This is a genomic window from Nocardia sp. NPDC058058 (assembly GCF_042885355.1).
GTDB lineage: Bacteria > Actinomycetota > Actinomycetes > Mycobacteriales > Mycobacteriaceae > Nocardia.
The window spans coordinates 3,069,384-3,089,919 of record NZ_JBHVSA010000001.1; the positions used below are offsets into that span (position 1 = coordinate 3,069,384).

Genomic DNA, 20,536 nt, shown 5'->3' on the forward strand with positions numbered 1-20,536 from the left:
TTTCAGGAATAGGTGACGGAGACGTCGTCGGTCACCGGAACCGCCTGGCAGGCCAGCACATAGCCGTCTTCCAGGTCGGCGTCTTCGAGGACTTCATTGCGCCGCATGGTGACTTCGCCGGAGACCACTCGGCACACACACGCGCTGCACGCGCCTTCCCTACAGGAGAAAGGTGCTTCAAGGCCCTTGGCGAGCAGCACATCCAACAGTGTCTGCTTGCGCGGCCAGCTGAATTCGTGGTTTTCACCGTCGAGTTCGACTTTGACGGTCGCATTGTCACCATCGGCCGCGGCGGCGTCGATATCGACGGCGGTGCCGTCGGTTTCGAAGGGATTGCCGGACAGCGAGACGAATTTCTCCGAATGCACACGCTTGCGATCCGCGCCGAGCGAGGTCATGGCGGCGCTCACCGCGTCCATGAACGGCGCGGGTCCGCAGACGAACGCCTCACGCCCGGCCCACGGCTTGACCAGCGCGGCAAGCAGTTCCACCGTGGGCAGGCCCTGCACCGATTGCAGCCAGTGCAGCACCAGTAGCCGATCCGGGTGCGCGGCAGCCAGTTCCGCCAGTTCGGCGGCGAAGATCACCGAGTTCTCATGCTGGTTGGCGTAGACCAGCGTGATGTGTCCGGTGCCCTGCGCCAGCGCGGATTTCAGGATGGACAGCACCGGGGTGATACCGCTGCCACCGCCGAACAGCAGCAGATCGGTATCCAGCGAACCGGGGGTGAACAGTCCGGCGGGTGGCAGCACATCGAGGGACATGCCCTCGACAGCGTTGTCACACAACCAGTTCGAGCCGTATCCCGCGGCGGTCCGCTTGACGGTGACCTTGAGCGGACCATCCTCGTGCGGTGCGCTGGACAGCGAGTAGCACCGGCTCACCGACCCGGTCAGCTCACTCGGAATCCGCAGCGTCAGGAACTGCCCCGGCTTGTACTCGAACCGCCCGGCATGAGCCGTATCCGGCGCGAGCTCGAGCGACACCGCGTCGTCGGTCTCGCGCACCACGCGCACGACCCGCACCGACGCGATGCCACCGGCAAGCTGCGCCGGCTCCGGCTCGATGTCTGTCACGGTCATCGCAATTCCATTCCTATGCTGATCAATTCGGTCGGGCTACCTCGTCATCCCGGCGCGCTTTTGGCCGGGATCCACACGTCTCGAGTGGGTCACCGTGGATCCCGGCCAAATACATGCCGGGATGACGGGGGAACATTCATGCCAGGGTGCGGCCTCTGGTCTGCACATCCACATCGCGTGTGCTGGCGGACAGCTCGCCCGCCGCCACCGCCGCGTCGATGCTGTCGCGCAGCGCGTGGCAGGTGTGCGACTTCAGGCCGGTGGTGGAGAGCTCCGTGCAGGCCGCGACGGCGGCGTTGTTCCATTGCACGCTGGTGTGCTGGGGGCTGAATTTCTCCACCAGCACGCAGGTCCCGCAGGACCGGCACGAAACCTTATCCATGGCAGGGCCTTTCAGGCGTTTGCTTCGGCGGCGGCACGCTTGGCCAGGTTGTCCGCGACTTCGGCCTCCCAAGCGGTGACCGCGCGAGTGGTGTCCACCTCGAATTCGAAGCGGGTGGTCATCTCCTCGGTGACGGCCGCGGCATCGGTGTAGAACTGCTCGTACCAGCGACGCAGCTGGTAGACCGGCCCGTCCTCCTCGCACAGCAGCGGATTGTTGATGCGCGACTTGCGCTTCCAGATATTCGCGTCCTGTTCGAAACCCTTGCCGAGCCCGCCGACGAACTTCTCGGCGATCTCATCGGCCTGCTCGGGCGAGACGCCGGAGGGCTTCTTGGCGATAGCGCCGTACATGAGCACGAACTGGTTCTCGTTGATCGGGTAGTGGCAGTTGATCAGGTAACCCTCGACGACCAGGCCGTTGGCGCTCTCGCTCTTGAGGTAGTCGATCATGTAGGACGGCCCGTAGTACGCGGCCTCGGATTGCAGAACGTTCTTGCCGCCCAGCGCTTTCGCGGTCGCGCCCATCATGTCCTCGCGCGAGACCGAGGTCATGTACTGGCTGGCGGTGTGCCCCTCGAAGACATTCCTGAAGAACGTCGGGAACCCGTAGTGCACGTAGAAGAAGTGCGCCATATCCACCACGTTGTCGATGACCTCGCGGCAATTGGCGTCCACGATCATCGAATTCCAGGTCCAGTCGGTCCACTGCTCGTCGAACGCGGCGTCGATGCGCGGGATGGCGACCTCGGCCGGGGGCTGCTTGCCCTCCGGGTCGTTCCATACGAAGAGCTGCTTGTTCTCGACCATGGTCGGCCACGCCTTGGTGCGGGCCAGCGGCGGGACGCGGCGCGCGTACGGGATGCCGGAGCATTTGCCCTTGCCGTTCCAGCGCCAATCGTGGAACGGGCAGGCCAGCGAATCACCCTTGACGGTGCCGTCGGCGAGGTTGCCGCCCATATGCGGGCAGAAGGCATTGAGCACGTTCAGGCTGCCGTCCTCGGCCGCGAACACCACGATCTCGGTGCCGAATGCCTTGATGGCGTGCGGCTTTCCGTCCCGGAAGTCCTCGGCCAGCCCCAGGCAGTGCCAGCCGCGCGCGAATCGGGTGGGCGGCGCGCCCGCGTCGATCACTCGCACTTCCGTGGCACCGTCGGTGGTGGTCATGTGAATTCCTCTCCCTTGCCTATGTATTGATGGTTGCGGCCGATGTGACGCCGGTGACAATGGCTGTCCCACTGGCCGGGAGGTTGCTACTGGTGTGCGAGACGACCGAAGGCCGCGCGGTAGAAGAGCAGCGGGGCAGCCTCGGAATGTTCGTTCAGACCGGTCACGCGGGCAATGACCACGGTGTGATCCCCGCCGTCGACCTCATCGTGGAGTTCGCAGTCGATGGTTGCCAGCGCACCGGTCAGCAGCGGTGAACCGTTCCGCGACGCGATCCACTCGACCCCGTCGAACTTGTCCGCGCCCGGCCGCCCGAGCTGACGGCAGAGCTGATCCTGATGGTCGGCCAGGATATTGACGGTGAAGCGCCCGGCACGGCGAATACGCGGCCAGGTGCTCGAGGTGCGTGCGGGGAAGAAACTCACCAGCGGCGGATCGATGGACAGCGAGGCGAAGGACTGGCACGCGAAGCCCACGGGCTCGCCGTCGTCAATGGCGGTAATCACAGTGACCCCGGAGGCGAAGCGCCCGAGCACTGTCTTGAATGCTGCCGGATCGATCTCGGTAGGCACCCGATCCACCTCCAACACCGGTTCCACGGCGACTCCCTGTTATTTCGGTTCGAAATATGGCTGCCAGTCATAACAGCAGGTCAGCGCGGGGAGGCGTCAATATCGGGGTTCGGTCACCGAGACATGAATCCGTAGAACGGGACAAAAGCTACGTAGTTCTCCCGATTCCCTCCGGTGTGGCCCAAGGCACTGTGATGGGTAGCACAAGGTCCGAACTCGATACATACCTAATCGGCATATCCCTAGACTGGATGTCTGCACCAACGGAGGCTCAAATGTCCGTCGCCATGCTCCCCTCGGCGGAAGCGCGAAACACTCACTCGCCCGTGCGCGCCAAGGAGTCTCGTAACTCCGGCGCCGAGGTTCCGGTCTCGATGATCGAGCGGATGACGCTCATTCTGGACGCATTCGACGCCTCCACCCCCACGCTCACCCTGCTCGGCCTGGTCGAGCGCACCGGTCTGCCGCGCTCGACCGTGCACCGCATCCTCGATCAGATGATCAAGCTGCGCTGGCTCGCGCACACCTCCGGCGGTTACCGCCTGGGCATGCGCGCCCTCGAACTCGGCGGACTCACCGCCGACCACAACGAGATTCGCGATGCCGTCAGCCCGCTGCTGCACGAGTTGAGCCAGCGCACCGGCATGGTCGGCCACCTCGCGGTGCTCGACGGCCGCGATGTGGTCTACCTGGACAAGGCCGGCGGCCGCTTCGCCGCCAGCCTGCCCACCCGGCTCGGCGGCCGAATGCCCGCGCACGCCACGGGTGTCGGCAAGGCCATGCTCGCCTGTCTGGAGCCCAATATCGCCGAGGCCGCGCTGCGCAACCGCCTGCCCCGCCTGACCCCGCGCACCATCTGTGAGCCCGAGGCGCTCTCGCGCGAACTCGCGCAGATCCGCCTGCGCCAGGGCGTGGCCATCGATCGCGAAGAGGCCGTGGTCGGAATCGCCTGTGTCGCAGCGCCGTTGCGGGGCCGGGGCACCGCGCCCGCCGCGCTGTCGCTGTCCGGTCGCGCCGACGGTATGAGCTATGACCGGCTGGCCCGCGTCGTGCTCGAGGTCGCGCACGAGGCCGGTCGCACACTGTTCCCGCGTCGCGCGCACTGGCGCTGATCGGATCGGTTCCTCACCTTTCGCCGAATAGAGAAGGCAGTCATATGCGGGGGCGATTCCCATCAGCCATGACCGATGGCGCGGCGCACGGCACCAATGGCGAAGAGCCGCAGGTGATTCCGGAGCTGCCCACCACGGCATGGGCGGTACTCGGCATGCTCTCGCACGCCGATGAGCTCTCGGGCTACGACCTGAAGAAGTGGGCGGACTGGTCGCTGCAGTTCTTCTACTGGAGTCCGTCGTTCAGCCAGATCTACGCCGAACTCAAACGACTGGAGAAGCACGGCTACGCCACCTCGCGCACCGTGGTCTCCGAGGACGGTATGCGCGGTAAGCGCATGTACGCCATTACCGACAGCGGCCGGGAAGCCGCCTCGCACTGGGTGAATCACTCCCCCGTCGAGGCCCCCGTGCTCAAACACAGTGTGATGCTGCGGGCTTGGCTCGGCCATCTCGCCGAACCCGATCGCATGCGCGAAATCCTCACCCAGCACATCGATTACGCCGAGAAGATGCAGCGGCGCGCGCAGATCGACGCGGACGGCGCGGACGCCAATCCGGAGTGGGCGTACCCGAGCGCGGTACTGCGCTGGTGCGTACGCCATTACGAGGCGGAACGCGAATTCGCGCAGGACCTGCTGGCCGATCTGGACAAGCTGGCGAAGCAGCGTAGCCGGAAGAAAGCCACTGGTAGAGAGAATTCGAAGAATTCCCACTGAGCGGATTAGTCCATAGGCGGCGGCCCCGGGCTGTGACACGGTTCACCAATCGTGTTACCTACCCACTGGAGGACGCAATATGTCCACCTCCGTCGCCCCTGAGGTGCCCACCGGCACCATCGACGACACCGGTCGCCTCGACGGTGCGTCAAAGCTTCGGATTTTCTCCGTCCTCGCGGTGATCGTGCTGTTCACCGAGGTCGCGCCCATGCAGTACGTGATGGTCTCGGCCGCGCTGCGCCAGATCGCGCCGACGTTCCCGAGCCACGGTGCGAACATCAACTGGGCCATCATCATCTTCGGCGTCGTCGGCGCCGCCACCTCGCCGATCATCGGCAAGCTCTCCGACATCGTCGGCAAGAAGCGGATGTTCCTGGTCTGCGGTGTGCTGTTCATGATCGGCTGCGCCATCTGCGCCGTCACCAGCAACTGGGGCCTGTTCCTGATCGGCCGCGGCCTGCAGGCCACCGCCATTGCCACCGCGGTCATTTCGTACGGCCTCATTCGAGACCTGATGCCGCGCAAGCTGGTTCCGGTCGGCCTCGGTGTCGCCTCCACCGGCCTCGGTGTTTCCGCGCTGGCCGGACCGCTGATCGGCGGCTGGATCGTGGAGAGCCACAGCTGGCGCGCCATCTTCTGGTTCCTGTTCGCCTTCACCGTCGTGATGATTCCGCTGGTGATCGCGATCGTGCCGGAGTCCAAGCTGCGGGTGCCGCAGAAGCTCGACCTGGCCGGTGCGACCCTGCTGGGCGCGGGCCTGGTGCTCACCCTGATCTACCTCGACAACGGACAGCAGTGGGGCTGGAGCAAGCCCTCCGCGCTGGCCTGGCTGATCGGCGGCCTGGCGCTGCTGGTGCTGTTCCCGATCGTGGAAAAGCGTGTCTCGCAGCCCATCATGGATATGAAGCTGCTGTTCACCCCGCGCGTGAGCGTACTGCTGTTCATCGCGCTGCTGGCCTCGTTCATGATCGGCTACCAGTCCTACGCCACCGGTTATATGACGCAGTCGCCGCCGTCGGCGGAGGTTGTCGAGCAGGTCAAGACCGCCACCTGGGATCAGGTCAAGGCCGGTGCGCTGGCACAGGCGCAGGCGCAGGCCGAAGCGCAGGCAAAGGCCGCACTGCCGCCGGGCGTGGAATTGCCGCCGGGTGCGGTGAAGGTGCCGCCGGAGGCCGTCTACGCGCAGCTGCCGCCGAATATGGTGGATGTGCAGTTGCAGCCGGGCTATTCGTACGGTGACGGGTTCAGCCTGCTGAAGTTCGCCACGCACATCACCCTCGCGCAATCCCTGATCGCCATGCTCTTCGGTTTCCTCGGCGGTCTGTGGATTCGGCGCTCGGGTGGACGGCAGCCGCTGGTGTTCGCCCTGGTGATCTTCGTCGGCGCGGCGCTGGCGTACGGCGCGACCTCGCACGGCTGGGGTATGCAGGCCGCGATCAGCGCGGTGTTCGGTATCGCGTTCGGCCTCTACTACGCGGCCACACCGAATCTCATGGTCGAGGCGGTGCCCGCGGAACAGCAGGGCATCAGCGCGGGCATGCTCGGCGTCATGCAGGCCATGGGCGCGGCCCTGGGTCTGGCGGTCGCCACCGCCTTCCTCAACGCCAATCCGGTGAAGGCCGATGTGACGGTGATGGGCGCACCCACGGTCACCAAGGAAATCCCGATGTTGTTCGCCGACAAGGGATATGAGATCAGCTTCTACGTGATCGCGGCTACCTCGGCGCTTGCGCTGGTCGGCGCGATCATCATGAAGGCCGGTCGCTCCCCCGCAACGGGCGGTACCGCGCACTGATTCGCGGCCGGTTGTATGGCCCGGAGGCTTATGCCTCCGGGCCATATTTTTTGTCTTCGGGCGGTATCGCCATCCGGTGACCGGGACCCCACCTCGCTGTTCCGCGCCCCGCATATTTCTATTAGGCATAACAGAGAGGTGGTCGACGATGACCGGTGAACTCGATGCCATTGTGACCGCGGTGGCCACCATCGCCGCCGGCGGCATGGTGCTGGTGGTGGATGACGAGGATCGTGAGAACGAGGGCGATCTCATTCTCGCGGCCGAATTCGCGACGCCGGAGAACATCGGCTTCCTGGTGCGCCACACCAGCGGCGTGGTGTGCGTGCCGATGGCGGGCGAGGATCTCGATCGGTTGCAGCTGCCACCCATGACGGCGGTCAATCAGGATCCGAAGGGGACCGCGTACACCGTGTCCGTGGACGCGATTTCCGGTGTGAGCACCGGGATTTCGGCCGCCGACCGGGCGCGCACCATGCGGGTGCTGGCCGATCCGCGCACCACGCCGGAGGAACTGTCGCGGCCGGGTCACGTGTTCCCGCTGCGCGCGAATCCTCTTGGCGTGCTGGGCCGCCCGGGACATACCGAGGCCGCCGTCGACCTGATGCGTTTGGCCGGACTGCGGCCCGCCGGTGTCATCGCCGAGGTCGTCAATGACGACGGCTCCATGGCGAGACTGCCCGAACTGCTGATCATGTCGCATGAGCACGGCATCCCGATCATCTCCATCGCCGATCTCATCGCGTATCGCAAGAGTCTGGAGAACGGCGTCTCCCGCGTGGTCGAGACTCGACTGCCCACCCGCTTCGGCGAATTCCGGGTGGTCGGCTACGCCGACGAGCATTCCGGCACAGAGCATTTGGCGCTGGTCTTCGGCGATCCCGCCGGGGACGACACCATGGTGCGGGTGCATTCGGAATGCCTCACCGGCGACGCCTTCGGCTCCCGCCGCTGCGATTGCGGTGAACAACTCGACGCGGCTCTGGAGGCGGTGGCCGAGGCGGGCCGGGGCGTGATCGTCTACCTACGCGGCCAGGAGGGCCGGGGCATCGGACTGCTGAACAAGCTGCGCGCCTACGAACTTCAGGATCGGGGCGCGGACACCGTCGACGCGAACGTCCAGCTCGGGCTGCCCATCGACGCCCGCGAATACGGCGCGGCCGCCCGCATCCTCACCGACCTGAACGTGCGATCGGTCCTGCTCATGAGCAACAACCCCGCCAAACAATCCGGCCTGGAAACGCACGGCATCCCGGTGACGGCCCGCATCCCCCTGCAGACCCAGCCCACCGAACACAACGTGCACTATCTGCGCACCAAACGCGACCGAATGAGCCACCACCTCGAGCAAATCGACGCCGCGGGTTAGCATCTCGGCATAGTCACCTCGAGGGGGAGCACGTGTCGCAGTCTCCGGTACCACCGGCGCAGTATCCAATTCCGCAGCAGCCGTTTCCGACCGCGCCGAAACGCTCCAGGACCGCGTTCGTCGTCGCGATCATCGCCGGGGTGTTCGCGGTGCTGTTCCTGGCCGGAGCGATCGGGGCCTTCGCCCTGTATAGCGGTGAGCACGACAAGGTTTCGGATCTCCAGGTCAAGGTCTCCGGTCTCGACACAAAGATTTCCGAACTCACCGCCGTGCCCGACCGGCGCGATACCGCCCAGCAGGCCGCATGCCATTTCATGTCCCTGATGGGCAACTATTCGTACACCGATCTGGACAGCTACTTCACCTCGGTCCAGAACGACTCGACCGACGCGTGGCGCAAGAAGTTCGAAGACACCGGCAACACCCTGCGCGAGGTCATGACCAGCGCCCAGGTCCGCAGTACGGCGAGCGATATGCACTGCGGCACAACATCGCTGACCGCCGATACAGCCGAAGTGCTGGTGGTCTACAAGCAGTCGATCACGAACACCACCAACCCGCAGCCGACTGCGAACATCATCTCCATGCTGATCTCGCTGCGGGCACAGGCGGACGGCCGCTGGCTGGCCGACGACGTCAACGTGGTCGCGAAGTAAGCGGCACAGCATGTTCCCCGCCGCGGCCGCTATCGCCGGTGCGGGCGGGATAGCATCTCGGCAGGGTCATGACGAGGAGAACTGCCATGTCGATGCCGGGGTACGGCCCGCAGGCACCGGGGCCGCGGCGGAATCGGGGGCTGCGGTCGCCGGTGGCGGTGTCGTGGATATCGGCCGGGCTGGCGCTGATCTGCGTCGCGGCGGCCATCGGGTTATTGCTGCTGTATTCCGGGGAACATCAGTCGGCGCGGCGCGGTGCGGACACCGAAGAGCAACTGCGGCAGGACGTCTCGGATCTGAACGCGGCGGCGGACCGGCGGGAGAAGGCGCGGCGCGCGGCATGTGAGTTCGCGGTGCAGATGGCGACCTACGATTTCACCGATCTCGACAAGTACCGCGCGGCGATGCTGGACGTCTCCACCGGGGAATGGCGGCAGACGTTCATTCAGAACTGGCCGTCCCTGCGTTCGTTCCTGACGCAGGCGCAAACGCGGAGCAAGCCGGGTGAGACGCGCTGCGGACTCACCACGATGGCCGCGCATCACGCCGAGGTGCTGGTGTTCGTCAATCAGACGGTGGCCAGTATCGCCAATGAGACGCACGCGACGTCGATGTCCGCGCTGGCCCAGCTCGACGAGCAGGCGGACGGTCGCTGGCTGGTCAGTGAAATGAAGGTGCCTCCCGCATAGCCCCCGCGACGGTATGGTCGCCGCATGACGGCGTTCCACGCATCTCGGGCGAGCTTTCTGAGCCGCCGGGTAGTTCCCGCCTACCTGCGCGTTATTCGGGCGAATCGACCATTTCTCACCGTCGAACCCGCGCGCAAGCATCTGCGCGAACGGAGTCTGCGGCCCAAGACCTACGGACCGCCGCGGCGGTTGCGCTCGGATGTGGTGGTGTCGGTGGATCACAGCCGGGGCTGGCCGATCTACACGATCATTCCGCGCACCGGGCGGCCGCGCGGGAATGTCGTCTATATGCACGGCGGCGCGTGGGTCAACGAGATCGCGCCGCAGCATTGGCAGTTGGCCGCCGATATCGCCGCCGAGGCGGGCACCACGGTGACCGTGCCGATCTATCCGCTGGTCCCGTTCGGCACCGCCGCACAGGTGATCGAGGCGGTCGTGAAACTGGTGTTGGACAACAGGTCCCGGTACGGCGAGGTCTGCCTGGCCGGTGATTCCGCGGGCGGGCAGATCGCACTGTCCGCGGCGCAGGTGCTGCGCGATGAGCATCAGGTGCCGCTGCCGCGCACGGTATTGATCTCCCCCGCGCTGGAACTGTCGCTGAGCAATCCGGATATCGATGTGGTGCTGCCCGATGATCCGTGGCTGGGCAAGGAGGGCACCCGGGTATTCATCGACCTGTGGCGCGGTGAGCTGCCGCTGACCGATCCGCGGGTCAGTCCGCTGCTCGGCGAGATGCGCGGGCTGGGGCCGCTGACGGTGTTCAGCGGCACCCGCGACATCGTGCTGCCCGATACCCGGCTGCTGGTCGACAAGGCGCGCCTGGCGGGCGTCGAGGTCGAGTATCACGAGGGCGCGGGGCTGGTGCACGTCTACCCGCTCACGCCCACCCGGGAGGGACGCGTGGGCCGCACCCAGATCCTCGACGCGCTACGGAACGCCCTGACGCCGGTGAAAACCACTGCGCCGTAATCGAAATGCTAGGAGTGCTCGGCGAGCCACTTGCGCGCGCGAGTGGGCGAGGCGCGGGACAGCCAGGCGTCCTGGATCACCTCGGTGAGCTCGGCCAGGCTGAGCTCACCGAGCCGGGAGGAACGCACCAGCACCGAGAGGTGCCCGTTGAAGTGCGGTGTGGTGAAGAACGGCGAATCCGGGTCCTGGACCATGGCCTGCTTATCGGATTCGGACGGCACCCAGAAGACGATGACGTCCGGATAGCGCTCACCGGTCTCAGGATCGACGGCATCGGGTCGCGGTGTGCGGAAGAAGATGAAGGACTTCCCGCCCACCTGATAGACCGGATTGTCCGCGACCGGCCCCCGCACGGTGGTCACGTGCGGCATGCCCTCGGCGAGAGCGTGCACATCGGCGAGCTTGGCGCGACGCGATTTCGGCGGCACCAACGCAGTCTAACCGGGTCCGCAACAGCGCTTGACAAACGCTTACCAGACGACGCGAACTGCGTTTATGCCCCGGTGGTAGCAGGGAGCGTGACAGATCACATAGGTTGGAGCTCATGGCGCGGCGTGTCAATGGAAACCTCCCTGCCGAGGTGACTTCCTTCGTGGGCCGCCGCGACGAGCTGGCTACCGCCAAACGGCTGCTGCCCACCACCCGGGTGCTGACCCTGCTCGGTCCCGGCGGTATGGGTAAGACCCGGTTGTCCCGGCAGATCGGGCAGTTGGTCGCGCGCGCGTTCCCCGACGGGGTGTGGCTGGTCGAGCTCGCGGACCTGCACGATCCGAACCTGGTCACCTTGAGCGTGGCCGAGGCGCTGAACCTGCGCGACGAATCCACCGCACCGCTGCCCCGGCTCACCGAATTCCTCGCCGATAAGCGCCTGCTGTTGATTCTGGACAATTGCGAGCATCTCATCGAGGCGTGCGCGGCGCTGGTCGGGCGGATCATCGCCACCACCCCGGATGTGCGGGTGCTGGCCACCAGCCGCGAGGTGCTCGGCATTCCCGGCGAACAGGTGATGCCGGTGCCGCCGCTCACCATTCCCGAAGCCGATACCGGGGATGAGAGCGACGCGCTGCAACTGTTCATCGAACGCGCGAGTGCCGCGAATCCGGAATTCGAAGCGACACCGGGCAATCGGGAAGTGCTGGCCGAGATCTGCCGCCGGCTCGAAGGTATGCCGCTCGCACTGGAATTGGCGGCGCTGCGGTTGCGCATGTTCACCCCGGAGCAGATTCTGCATCGGCTGGACGACACCATGGGCCTGCTCAGCGCCGGACCGCGCACCGCGCCCGAGCGGCAGCAGACCATCGAGGGCGCGATCCGGTGGAGCTACAACCTCTGCACCGCCGCCGAACAGTCTCTGTGGGAACAGCTTTCGGTCTTCGCGGGCGGCTTCGACATCGAGGCTGCGGAGGCGGTGTGCGATCTCGGCCGGGGTTCGCTGATCGACGCGCTCACCGGTTTGGTCGACAAATCCGTTGTGGCGCAGCGCTATGACGGCGATGTGGCGCGCTACTCCATGCTGGAGCCGATCCGCCAGTTCGCCGCGGACCGACTGCTCGAGCGCGGCGATCTGCACGCGGTGCGTGCCCGCCATCGCGTGCACTACCGGGATCTGGCACTGCGCGGTCAGACCGCCTACTGGACCGCCGACGATGTGCAGTGGTTCCGCGAACTCACCCGCGAACACGCGAATCTGCGTGCGGCACTGCGCTCCGGGCTCGAGGACGAACCGCTGGAGACCATTGCCACGGTGACCGTGCTGCGGCCGTTCTGGGAACACAATCGCTTCCTGTCCGAGGGCTATCGCTGGCTCACCGAGGCGCTCGAGCGCAATCCGGAGCCGACCGCCGAACGCGCCAAGGCGCTGTCCTCGGCCGCCTCGCTGGCGGCGCTGCTCGGCGATCAGGTCTCGGCCGCGCGCCTGGTGCAGGAATGTCTGGAACTGGCTGCCACGCTGGAGGGTTCGGAGATCATGGCGGAGGCGGCGCTGGACCGCTCCCTGCTCGCCTTCGCCGAAGGTGACCGCCAGCGCTCGCTGGAATTGGGCCGCACCGCCATCGAATTGGCGGTCGAGACCAATCAGCAGGCCATTGAAATGGACAGCCACGCCTTCGCTTTCATGTGCGCCATGGTGCTGGATGCTCCCGGCCGCACCGAACTCGCGAACCGCTTCCTGGAATTGACCACCGCCAGCGGGTCACATCTGCTGGGCGGGCTGGCCCTGTGGACGGTCGGCATCGATCACTGGCGTCTCGGCGATCTCACCGCCTCGGCCGAATTCCACAGCCGCGCGATCGAACAGCTCGCCCTGTTCGACCGCTGCGTCTGGCTCTCCTCCGCCTTCGAGGGCCTGGCCTGGACCGTATCCGCCAATGGCGACCACGCGCGCGCCGCCCGCCTGCTCGGTGCGGCGGAATCATTGCAGCGCAGCACCATTCGACTGGCGCACACCATCACGGTCGCGGTCGGCGACAAGGAACGGCTCAAGGTTCGAGACGCCCTGGGCGAGGACGCCTTTCGCGCCGCGTTCGGCGTCGGCGCGAATATGCCGCTGTCCGAGGCCATCGACTACGCCCTCGGCCGCACCGCGATAGCCGCGCGACCCGAACCCACGGCCCCCAAGCGCGCACCCCGTAAGACCCCCGCCGCGGTATCGGAGACGAATGTGCTGACCCGCCGCGAAAAGGATGTGGCGCGCCTGGTGGCCGCCGGGCACAGCAATAAGCGCATAGCGGCCGACCTGGTCATCTCCATCCGCACCGCGGAAACCCACGTCGAGCACATCCTCACCAAACTGGGCTTCACCTCCCGCACCCAGGTGGCGGCCTGGGCGCACGAACACGATCTCTGACCTTGAAACGGGTTACCACGCGGCCGATTTCGGAGTAGCTTCGCAACACGTTCCAGTTTCGCCGCAGGGGCGCGGCGTGGAGTGTGCTGACAGAAGGGCTGATCGTGGCGACGGCGGACTACATCATCATCGGTTCCGGCAGTGCGGGGGCGATCATCGCGCGCAGGCTGGCCGATACCGGGGCGAGTGTCACGCTGATCGAAGCGGGGCGGCGGGATAACACCAGGCTGGTGCGCAAGCCCGGGATGATCGGGCCGATGCACGCCGTGCCGCAGCTGAAGAAGATCATCGACTGGGGGCACTACACCGTCGAGCAGAAGCACGCGCTGGGGCGGCGCGTGCCGCAGACGCACGGCAAGGTGGTCGGCGGTTCCAGCTCGGTCAACGGCATGGTGTTCGTGCGCGGCAATCGGCGCAATTTCGATGATTGGGCTGCCGAGGGCAATACCGGCTGGGCGTATGACGATGTGCTGCCGAGCTTCAAGAAGTTCGAATCGTTCGAGGACGGTGCGAACGAATTCCGCGGGGAATCCGGGCCCATCAAGGTGATTCGGGCACGGGAGCTGACGGGCGCGTCCGAGGCGTTCATGGGTGCACTGACCGAAACCACCGGTGCGGCGGTCAATCCCGACTACAACGGCGCGGAGCAGGAAGGCGTTTCGCTCTTCCAGCAGAGCAACAGCAACGGATTGCGTTCCAGCACGGCCGTCGGATATCTCGACGATCGGCCGAAAAACCTTACGGTGCTGCCGAATACACAGGTCGAGCGCATTCTGATCGAGAACGGGCGGGCCACCGGCGTACTGGTCCGCACCAAACGCGGCACCGAGACACTGCGGGCCGAGCGCGAAGTCATCGTCAGCGCGGGCACTTTCGGCTCGGCGCAACTGCTCATGCTCTCGGGCATCGGCCCGGCCGATCACCTGCGCGCCTTCGATATCGATGTCGTCGCCGATCTGCCGGTGGGCGATAACCTGCACGATCACCTGTTCGTGCCGATGACCTTCGCCATGCCCAGCGCGGTGCGCCGATCCTCGCCGGGCTACTTCGCCAGCGCGCTGCTGCGAGAATCATTGCGCAACAACAGCACCTGGCTCGCACGCAGTGTGTTCGAGGTGGTCGCGTTCCTGCGCACCCCGTATGCGGCCGAGGTGCCCGATCTCCAATTGCACGTGCTCCCGTGGAGCTACCCCGGCCCGAATCAGGACGCCCCGATCCGGCACACCCCGGACCCGCGCCAATCGCTGACCATCATGTCGACGCTGATCTACCCGCAGAGCCGGGGCACGCTACGGCTGACCTCGGCCGACCCGGCCGCCGCGCCCGCCATCGACCCCAACTATCTCGCCGAACAGCGCGACCTCGACACGCTGGTGCACGGTATGGAGCTGATCCGCGAGATCATGGCCGCGAAATCACTCGACGGGCTGGTCGACACCGAAATCGAGCCCGGCACAAAGTATCCCGGCCGCGCCGAACTGGCCGCCGAGGTCCCGAACCGGGCGACCACCGTCTACCACCCCGTCGGCACCTGCCGCATGGGCGTCGACGAGCGCGCGGTGGTGGACCCGACGCTGCGGGTGCGCGGGGTGCAGGGGCTCCGCGTCGCCGACGCCTCGATCATGCCCAGCATCGTCGGCGGCAATACCAACGCCTCCACCATGATGATCGGTGAGCACGCGGCCGCGCTCATTCTGGGTTGAGCCGCAAGGCTATTCGGACACGGCGGCCGCACCGCGCGCGCCGAGGAGCAGGTACGCACCACACAGGATGAGCCAGATCAGCACCGGGAACGCGGCAATGCGTTCCCACAGGCCGAACCTGGCGGGTCCGCCGACCCGCGCCGCCATCACGATGAATCCGCAGATGGCCGCCACCCCGAGCACGATCCCGGTCCGGGCCACCGGCAGCCACTGCCCGGCCCGGCGCAGGGCGATCGACAGGCACAGCATGGCGGCGATACCACCGGCGATGGCGATGACCGCACCGATGCCGTGCAGGTGCGAGTCGGCGTCCTCGGGGTTCAACCCCACCACGATCAATCCGATACCGGCCACGGCATAGAGTCCGGAACCGATGTGGGACAGCTTGTTCCGGGGAAAGAGACGATAGAGGGCCAGTGCGCCGATCGTCATACAGGCACCGGCAATCACCCAGGACACGTTCGCGACGCGATGCCACGGCGAGCACACCCACGCCTCGACCGAATCGGATCGAAAGCACGTGGTGGCCCCGAGATCGCTGATGGCGTTGCGAATCCAGCTGTACGGGGTCGTCCAGCGCGCCTGCACCACGAACAGGAAAACGAAGTACTGGATGATCGACACCCATGCCAGCGCACCCAACCGCCCGATGCGATCCGGGCCGGGACGGTCGAGCGGCGCATCGGTCATCGCCACAAGTTACCGCTCCCGAGCGGTCCGGGGCGGGAGGCGCTACCGGCCGGATTCCTCGGTGGGAGGGCGCTTTCCGTCGGCGGCGGTGCCGAGCAGGCCGCCGAGCAGGGCGGCGGTATTGGCATCGCGATCGAAGCGGTAGCCCTTGTCGGCGGCGTGGCCGGAGAACAGGTGCCATACCGAGGTGGCGAGGAGTTCGGCGATGGCCTCGGGATCCACGGGGCCGGAATAACCCGAATCGCCGGAATCACTCGGGGCGATGATGTACTGGTTGACCACGCCCTCGACCAGGCCGATCACGCCGTGCGCGAGTGGATGGAAGGGCCGCACGTCGATGCCGAGCACCGCGGTCACGGTGGAGAACCGCTGCCATACCAGCTCGGCGAGCCGCTGCCTGCCGACGACCGCGCCCGATTGCGGCGACGCGTACCCGTGCAACCGTCCGCTCTGCTCGAATCGGTAGAGGTTGGGATGTTCGGCGGCCCAGCCCACCACCGTGCGCATGATGTCGAGCAGGGTTTCCCCGACCGTCTTGCCGTGATCGAGAACCATTGCGGTTTCGAACTGTTCGATCGCCCGCAGCTGGATGAATTCGCGAATGCGGGCGTCGAGGTCCTCGCGATTGTCGAACTGGCGGTAGAGCACCGAGCGCGCCAGCCCGGCGCGCTCGGCGATCTGCTGGATGGAGATCTCCGCGCCGGAGTCGTGCTCCTCGATCAACTCCACGGCGGCTTCGAGGATCAGGGTCTGCCGGGTCGAATTGTGTTCGGTCCACCGCCGCCGATGCGATTGTTTGCGGCGTTTTCGCACGTCGATCGGCAAGTCCACGATCCGACTATACGGCGCGGCCCACGGGCTCCGGTGTGGCCGGGAACCGCGGGCGCATGGTCAGCGGGCCGTCGGGACCGCCGGTGAAGGAGATCTGCCGGCGGACCCGTTCGGGTGAGACGGCCTCGAAACGCAGGTGCTGGGCGAAGGTGGCGACCACCAGGGTTGCCTCCATACTCGCGAAACCCGAGGCGACGCACATGCGTTTGCCCGCGCCGAAGGGAATCGACGCGCGTTTCTGTTCGCGTTCCAGATTTTCCGGCAGATAGCGGCCGGGGTCGAATTCATCGGGCCGGTCCCACACCCGTTCGTGGTGGTGCACACCGTGGATGACGATGGCGACCGTCGTACCGGGCTTGATCGAATATCCCGCGATGGTGTCCGAGGCCTTCGCGGTGCGCGCGAGGCCGATGACCGGTGGCAGTACCCGCATGGTTTCGGCGATGACCGCCTGGGTCCAGGGCAGGTGTTCCAGGTCGGCGGCGGTGGCGGGCCGATCGCCGAGCACTGACTCGACCTCGGCGTACAGCCGTTCGCGCGCCTGTGGATTCTCCGCGAGCAGCTGCCATACCCAGGTCAAAGCCGTTGCGGTGGTTTCCATCCCGGCTCCGATGAAGGTCATCAGCTCATCGTGGATCTCCTGATCGCTGTAGCGGTAACCGGTTTCGGGATCCTCGGCGTCCATGAGCAGGGCGAGCAGATTGTCCTTGCGGTCGATGCGCCCGTCCCGATGCGCGGCGATCAATCCGTCCACCACGTTCTCGGCATGGCGCAGATCGCGCATGGCACGCGGTTCGATGACCCAGCCGGCGGTGCGCATGGCCTGGATCGACCAGCGCGAGTTGGCGGCATTGCCGTCCCGGCCGGTGCGCCGGTGCAGCCAGACCGCGAAATTGTGCAGTGGGTGACTGGCATTGGTCATGAACCCGCGGCCGAAGAAGCGGAGCAGCCGCGCCAACACCACTTCGGACATGGGACCGGTGATATCGGTGCCGAACATGGTGCGAGCGGTGACATCCAGTGTGAGCCGGTTCATTTCGGCGTTCACGTCGACGGTCCCGGCGTGCTCGGTGAGACCGCGAATGCGTTCCACCGCGTCCCGCGCCGCCGCCACCATCACCGGCGCGAAGCCGTCCACATTGCGCTTACCGAAGATCGGCCCCACCAGCCGCCGATTGCGTTGCCACAGTTCATCGTTCATATCGGTGACGAGTCCGCGGCCGAACGCCACGGCGAGCATGTCGTACTCGGGGCTCTTGGCGTAGTTGTTCTGATTGGTGACCAGGATCTGGCGCGCCAGTTCCGGACTGCGGATCACCACGAATTTCTTGAACGGCACCCGCGCCACGATGACATCGTCCGCGCCGGGCAGGCTCGCCACGTAGTCGAGCACGGTGTGATCGCGCACCCGGGGCAGGATGCCCAGCGCCAGGCGCACGGACTGCCGCCAGGTGATCGGCGTGCGGTGCCATCGAATGAAGGTCGGCGTCCACTTCGGTGGATGCAATCGCTGCGGCTGCACTGCGGAATCGACACCAGCGGCCATGGCCGGGCTCCCTTGCCAGTCGGTATGTTCCCCACGTGGGACGTGATGTCCCATTGAGAGTAGTGAGACACCGTGCCTCGGTCAATGGTTCATCCGGCGGCCTGGGCGCGCAGATATCGCTGTAGCGACAGGTTGGTGGTGAGCGTCGCGGCCTGTCCGAACGCCGCGCGCGCGGCCTCGTGCTCACCGAGCATGTTCAGCAGATGGCCGCGAGCGGCGTGCAGGCGATGGTCTTCGGCCAGCCGGGGATCGGCGCGCAGCTTGTCGATCAGATCCAGGCCCGATCGCGGACCACGGGACATCGCAACGGCGACAGCGTGATTCAGGGCGACGACGGGGTTGTCGGTGCGCGCCAGCAGCTGTTCGTAGAGCAGGGTGATCTGCGGCCAGTCGGTGGAATCGTAGGTCGGCGCTTCGTCGTGCAGGGCGGCGATGGCGGCCTGCAATTGATAGGGGCCCACCGGACCGCGCGGGAGAGCCGCGGTGACGAGTGCGATGCCCTCGGCGATAGCGGCGGCGTCCCAGCGGGTTCGGTCCTGCTCCGCCATCGGGACCGGGGTGCCGTCGGGGGCGGCGCGGGCCGCGCGCCGGGCATCGGTGAGCAGCATCAGGGCGAGCAGACCGGCCACCTCGCCGTCCTCCGGAAGCAGTCGAAATAGCATGCGCGCCAAGCGAATTGCCTCGGCCGAGAGCTCCACGCGGTGCAGGGCCGGGCCGGTGGTCGCGGCATAGCCCTCGGTGAAGATCAGGTACAGCACATGCAGCACCGAGGCGAGCCGGTCCGGACGCTCGGCGGCGGCCGGGGCCGCGAACGGCAGTCCGCTCTGTTTGACGGTCGCCTTGGCCCGGGTGATGCGGCGGGTCATGGCCGACTCCTGCACCAGGAAGGCGCGGGCGATCTCGCCGGTGGTCAAGCCGCCGACCGCCCGCAGCGTCAGGGCCACCTGGGAGACCGGCGGCAGTGCGGGATGACAGCACAGGAACAGCAGGATCAGGGTGTCATCGGTGGATCCGGATCCGGATCCGGAGTCGGCCGGGTCGGTGGTCCGGGGCGGCGGCGGTTCCCAGGCGATGACCCGATCCTCGCGGCGGCGACGCGCCTGTTCCGCGCGCAAGAGATCGGTGAGTTTGCGCGCGCCGACCGCGATCAGCCAACCGCGCGGATCATCGGGCACGCCCTCGCTCGGCCACCGGGTGGCCGCCGCCAGCAGCGCTTCCTGGACCGCGTCCTCGGCGGTGTCGAAATGGCCGTAGCGGCGTACCAGCGCGCCCAGGACCTGCGGCGTGAGCCGCCGCAGGTCCGAGTCGGGGACGAAGGTCATTCAGAAGACCAGTTCGGTCGCGCCGTCCACGATCGGGCGGACATCGGCGTAGCCGCGCCCGGCGAGATGTCCGGGGGCCGGGCACTTACCCAGCTGGATCGCGATTTCCGTTGCGCGGTCGAAGCTTTCGCATTCCACGATCCAGTATCCGGCCAGCACCTCCTGTGTCTCGGCGTAGGGGCCGTCGGTGACGAAGGGAGCGCCGTCGCCGTTGCCCACCCGCCGGGTGTGCACGGGTGCGGCAAGTCCACGGGTTTCGACCAGTTCGCCGGAGTCGGCCAGTTCCTGATTGGCCGCGGACATGAATTCGGTCATGGCGGCCAATTCCTCGGATGTCCACGCCGGTGTCTCGGCGGTGCCGCCCGCCATACCGTCGTAGTCCCGCTGTGAGGCGTAGGCCAGGATCATGTACTTCATGACTGTTCCTTTCCGGCTGATCGCACCGGGAAGGCGCGATTCACAGGGGACGTCGAAGCCGAACTCCAGTTTCGGACACGGCCGGTGAAATCGCGATCAGTACCCGGTCACGCCGTCGATGCGTTCGCGCAGGAAGTCGGCGTGACCGTCGTGACGGCCGTACTCCTCGATGAGATGCAGGTAGATCCAGCGCAGGGACATGTCCAGACCGGTGCGGGGATGCGGCACGGTGTAGTCGAGCGGCAGGGCGGCGACCGCCTTGTCGCACAGGTCGATTTCTTCCAGGAAGCGGTGGTAGTCGGCTTCGGCGGCGTCCGGATCGGTGTCGTCGAAGTCGCCGTCCCGATTGGTCTCGGAACTGTAGAGGTAGTCGAGCTGTTCGCCCGCGGCGCGGATGCGGAACCAGCCGCGTTCGCATTCGGTCAGATGCCGGAGCAGGCCGAGCAGGGACAGTGTGGAGGGTTCGACGCTGCGGGTGGCGAGCTGGGTTCCATTGAGGCCCTGGCATTTCCACAGCATGATATTGCGGCCGCGATCGAGCAGGGATTGCAGTACGGCGCGCTCATCGCCGACGAGCAATTGGGTGGTGCGTTCGACGTCCGGGGCGATCCAGGTCATGAGGGGACGCTACCGGCGGTCGCCGCGGTGCGATACCGGGTTTCCCTCGAACG

20 protein-coding genes are annotated in these 20,536 nt (G+C 66.5%); 9 read left to right on the forward strand and 11 right to left on the reverse strand.

The window, feature by feature from the left end:
- Positions 1-2: 2 nt before the first annotated feature.
- From ACFVUS_RS14355 to ACFVUS_RS14370, 4 genes are all read right to left on the reverse strand, one after another.
- Positions 3-1,082 carry a 2Fe-2S iron-sulfur cluster-binding protein gene (locus ACFVUS_RS14355; RefSeq protein WP_387765053.1) on the reverse strand — a complete coding sequence of 360 codons (1,080 nt, stop codon included), beginning with the start codon at positions 1,080-1,082 and terminating at the stop codon, positions 3-5.
- A gap of 136 nt (positions 1,083-1,218) precedes the next feature.
- Positions 1,219-1,464 carry a hypothetical protein gene (locus tag ACFVUS_RS14360; protein WP_387765055.1) on the reverse strand — a complete coding sequence of 82 codons (246 nt, stop codon included), beginning with the start codon at positions 1,462-1,464 and terminating at the stop codon, positions 1,219-1,221.
- A gap of 11 nt (positions 1,465-1,475) precedes the next feature.
- Positions 1,476-2,630: a Rieske 2Fe-2S domain-containing protein gene (locus ACFVUS_RS14365; RefSeq protein ID WP_387765057.1), complete on the reverse strand. Its 1,155-nt coding sequence runs from the start codon at positions 2,628-2,630 to the stop codon at positions 1,476-1,478.
- 86 nt (positions 2,631-2,716) lie between these two features.
- On the reverse strand, positions 2,717-3,229 hold the full coding sequence (locus ACFVUS_RS14370; protein WP_387765059.1) for a flavin reductase family protein: 513 nt from the start codon (positions 3,227-3,229) through the stop codon (positions 2,717-2,719).
- A gap of 248 nt (positions 3,230-3,477) precedes the next feature.
- Between ACFVUS_RS14370 and ACFVUS_RS14375 the strand changes: the two genes are divergently transcribed.
- From ACFVUS_RS14375 to ACFVUS_RS14405, 7 genes are all read left to right on the forward strand, one after another.
- Positions 3,478-4,314 carry an IclR family transcriptional regulator gene (locus ACFVUS_RS14375; protein WP_387765061.1) on the forward strand — a complete coding sequence of 279 codons (837 nt, stop codon included), beginning with the start codon at positions 3,478-3,480 and terminating at the stop codon, positions 4,312-4,314.
- A gap of 68 nt (positions 4,315-4,382) precedes the next feature.
- Entirely contained in the window at positions 4,383-5,033 is a 651-nt protein-coding gene (locus tag ACFVUS_RS14380; protein ID WP_387765063.1) for a PadR family transcriptional regulator, read from the forward strand.
- Positions 5,034-5,112: 79 nt separating this feature from the next.
- On the forward strand, positions 5,113-6,828 hold the full coding sequence (locus tag ACFVUS_RS14385; RefSeq protein ID WP_387765065.1) for an MFS transporter: 1,716 nt from the start codon (positions 5,113-5,115) through the stop codon (positions 6,826-6,828).
- 148 nt (positions 6,829-6,976) lie between these two features.
- The gene (locus tag ACFVUS_RS14390) at positions 6,977-8,197 is read left to right on the forward strand and encodes a bifunctional 3,4-dihydroxy-2-butanone-4-phosphate synthase/GTP cyclohydrolase II (protein ID WP_387765067.1); all 1,221 of its coding nucleotides are present in this window, start codon (positions 6,977-6,979) and stop codon (positions 8,195-8,197) included.
- Between the two features lie 32 nt (positions 8,198-8,229).
- Positions 8,230-8,853: a hypothetical protein gene (locus ACFVUS_RS14395; protein WP_387765069.1), complete on the forward strand. Its 624-nt coding sequence runs from the start codon at positions 8,230-8,232 to the stop codon at positions 8,851-8,853.
- An 86-nt stretch (positions 8,854-8,939) separates the two neighbouring features.
- The gene (locus tag ACFVUS_RS14400) at positions 8,940-9,542 is read left to right on the forward strand and encodes a hypothetical protein (RefSeq protein ID WP_387765071.1); all 603 of its coding nucleotides are present in this window, start codon (positions 8,940-8,942) and stop codon (positions 9,540-9,542) included.
- Positions 9,543-9,566: 24 nt separating this feature from the next.
- Entirely contained in the window at positions 9,567-10,511 is a 945-nt protein-coding gene (locus ACFVUS_RS14405) for an alpha/beta hydrolase fold domain-containing protein (RefSeq protein ID WP_387765073.1), read from the forward strand.
- Between the two features lie 8 nt (positions 10,512-10,519).
- On the opposite strand, the gene ACFVUS_RS14410 is transcribed toward ACFVUS_RS14405, so the two are convergent.
- A complete protein-coding gene (locus tag ACFVUS_RS14410) occupies positions 10,520-10,882 on the reverse strand; it encodes an MmcQ/YjbR family DNA-binding protein (protein WP_364632730.1) in 363 nt (120 codons plus the stop codon).
- Positions 10,883-11,055: 173 nt separating this feature from the next.
- Here ACFVUS_RS14410 and ACFVUS_RS14415 point away from each other — a divergent pair, with 173 nt between their 5' ends.
- A complete protein-coding gene (locus ACFVUS_RS14415) occupies positions 11,056-13,356 on the forward strand; it encodes a LuxR C-terminal-related transcriptional regulator (protein WP_387765075.1) in 2,301 nt (766 codons plus the stop codon).
- 83 nt (positions 13,357-13,439) lie between these two features.
- Positions 13,440-15,059: a GMC family oxidoreductase gene (locus ACFVUS_RS14420; RefSeq protein ID WP_387765077.1), complete on the forward strand. Its 1,620-nt coding sequence runs from the start codon at positions 13,440-13,442 to the stop codon at positions 15,057-15,059.
- A 9-nt stretch (positions 15,060-15,068) separates the two neighbouring features.
- Here the strand turns inward: ACFVUS_RS14420 and ACFVUS_RS14425 are convergent, their stop codons facing one another.
- The 6 genes from ACFVUS_RS14425 to ACFVUS_RS14450 form a co-directional block, all read right to left on the reverse strand.
- A complete protein-coding gene (locus ACFVUS_RS14425; protein ID WP_387765079.1) occupies positions 15,069-15,749 on the reverse strand; it encodes a DUF998 domain-containing protein in 681 nt (226 codons plus the stop codon).
- 42 nt (positions 15,750-15,791) lie between these two features.
- Entirely contained in the window at positions 15,792-16,580 is a 789-nt protein-coding gene (locus tag ACFVUS_RS14430; RefSeq protein WP_387765081.1) for a TetR/AcrR family transcriptional regulator, read from the reverse strand.
- Positions 16,581-16,587: 7 nt separating this feature from the next.
- On the reverse strand, positions 16,588-18,126 hold the full coding sequence (locus ACFVUS_RS14435) for a cytochrome P450 (RefSeq protein ID WP_387765084.1): 1,539 nt from the start codon (positions 18,124-18,126) through the stop codon (positions 16,588-16,590).
- An 89-nt stretch (positions 18,127-18,215) separates the two neighbouring features.
- Complete coding sequence (locus tag ACFVUS_RS14440; RefSeq protein ID WP_387765086.1) at positions 18,216-19,448, reverse strand: RNA polymerase sigma factor; 1,233 nt, start codon at positions 19,446-19,448, stop codon at positions 18,216-18,218.
- Complete coding sequence (locus ACFVUS_RS14445) at positions 19,449-19,865, reverse strand: YciI family protein (RefSeq protein WP_387765088.1); 417 nt, start codon at positions 19,863-19,865, stop codon at positions 19,449-19,451.
- A gap of 96 nt (positions 19,866-19,961) precedes the next feature.
- Positions 19,962-20,483, reverse strand: a complete 522-nt coding sequence (locus ACFVUS_RS14450; protein ID WP_387765090.1) for a DUF664 domain-containing protein — start codon at positions 20,481-20,483, stop codon at positions 19,962-19,964.
- Between the last annotated feature and the right edge of the window lie 53 nt (positions 20,484-20,536).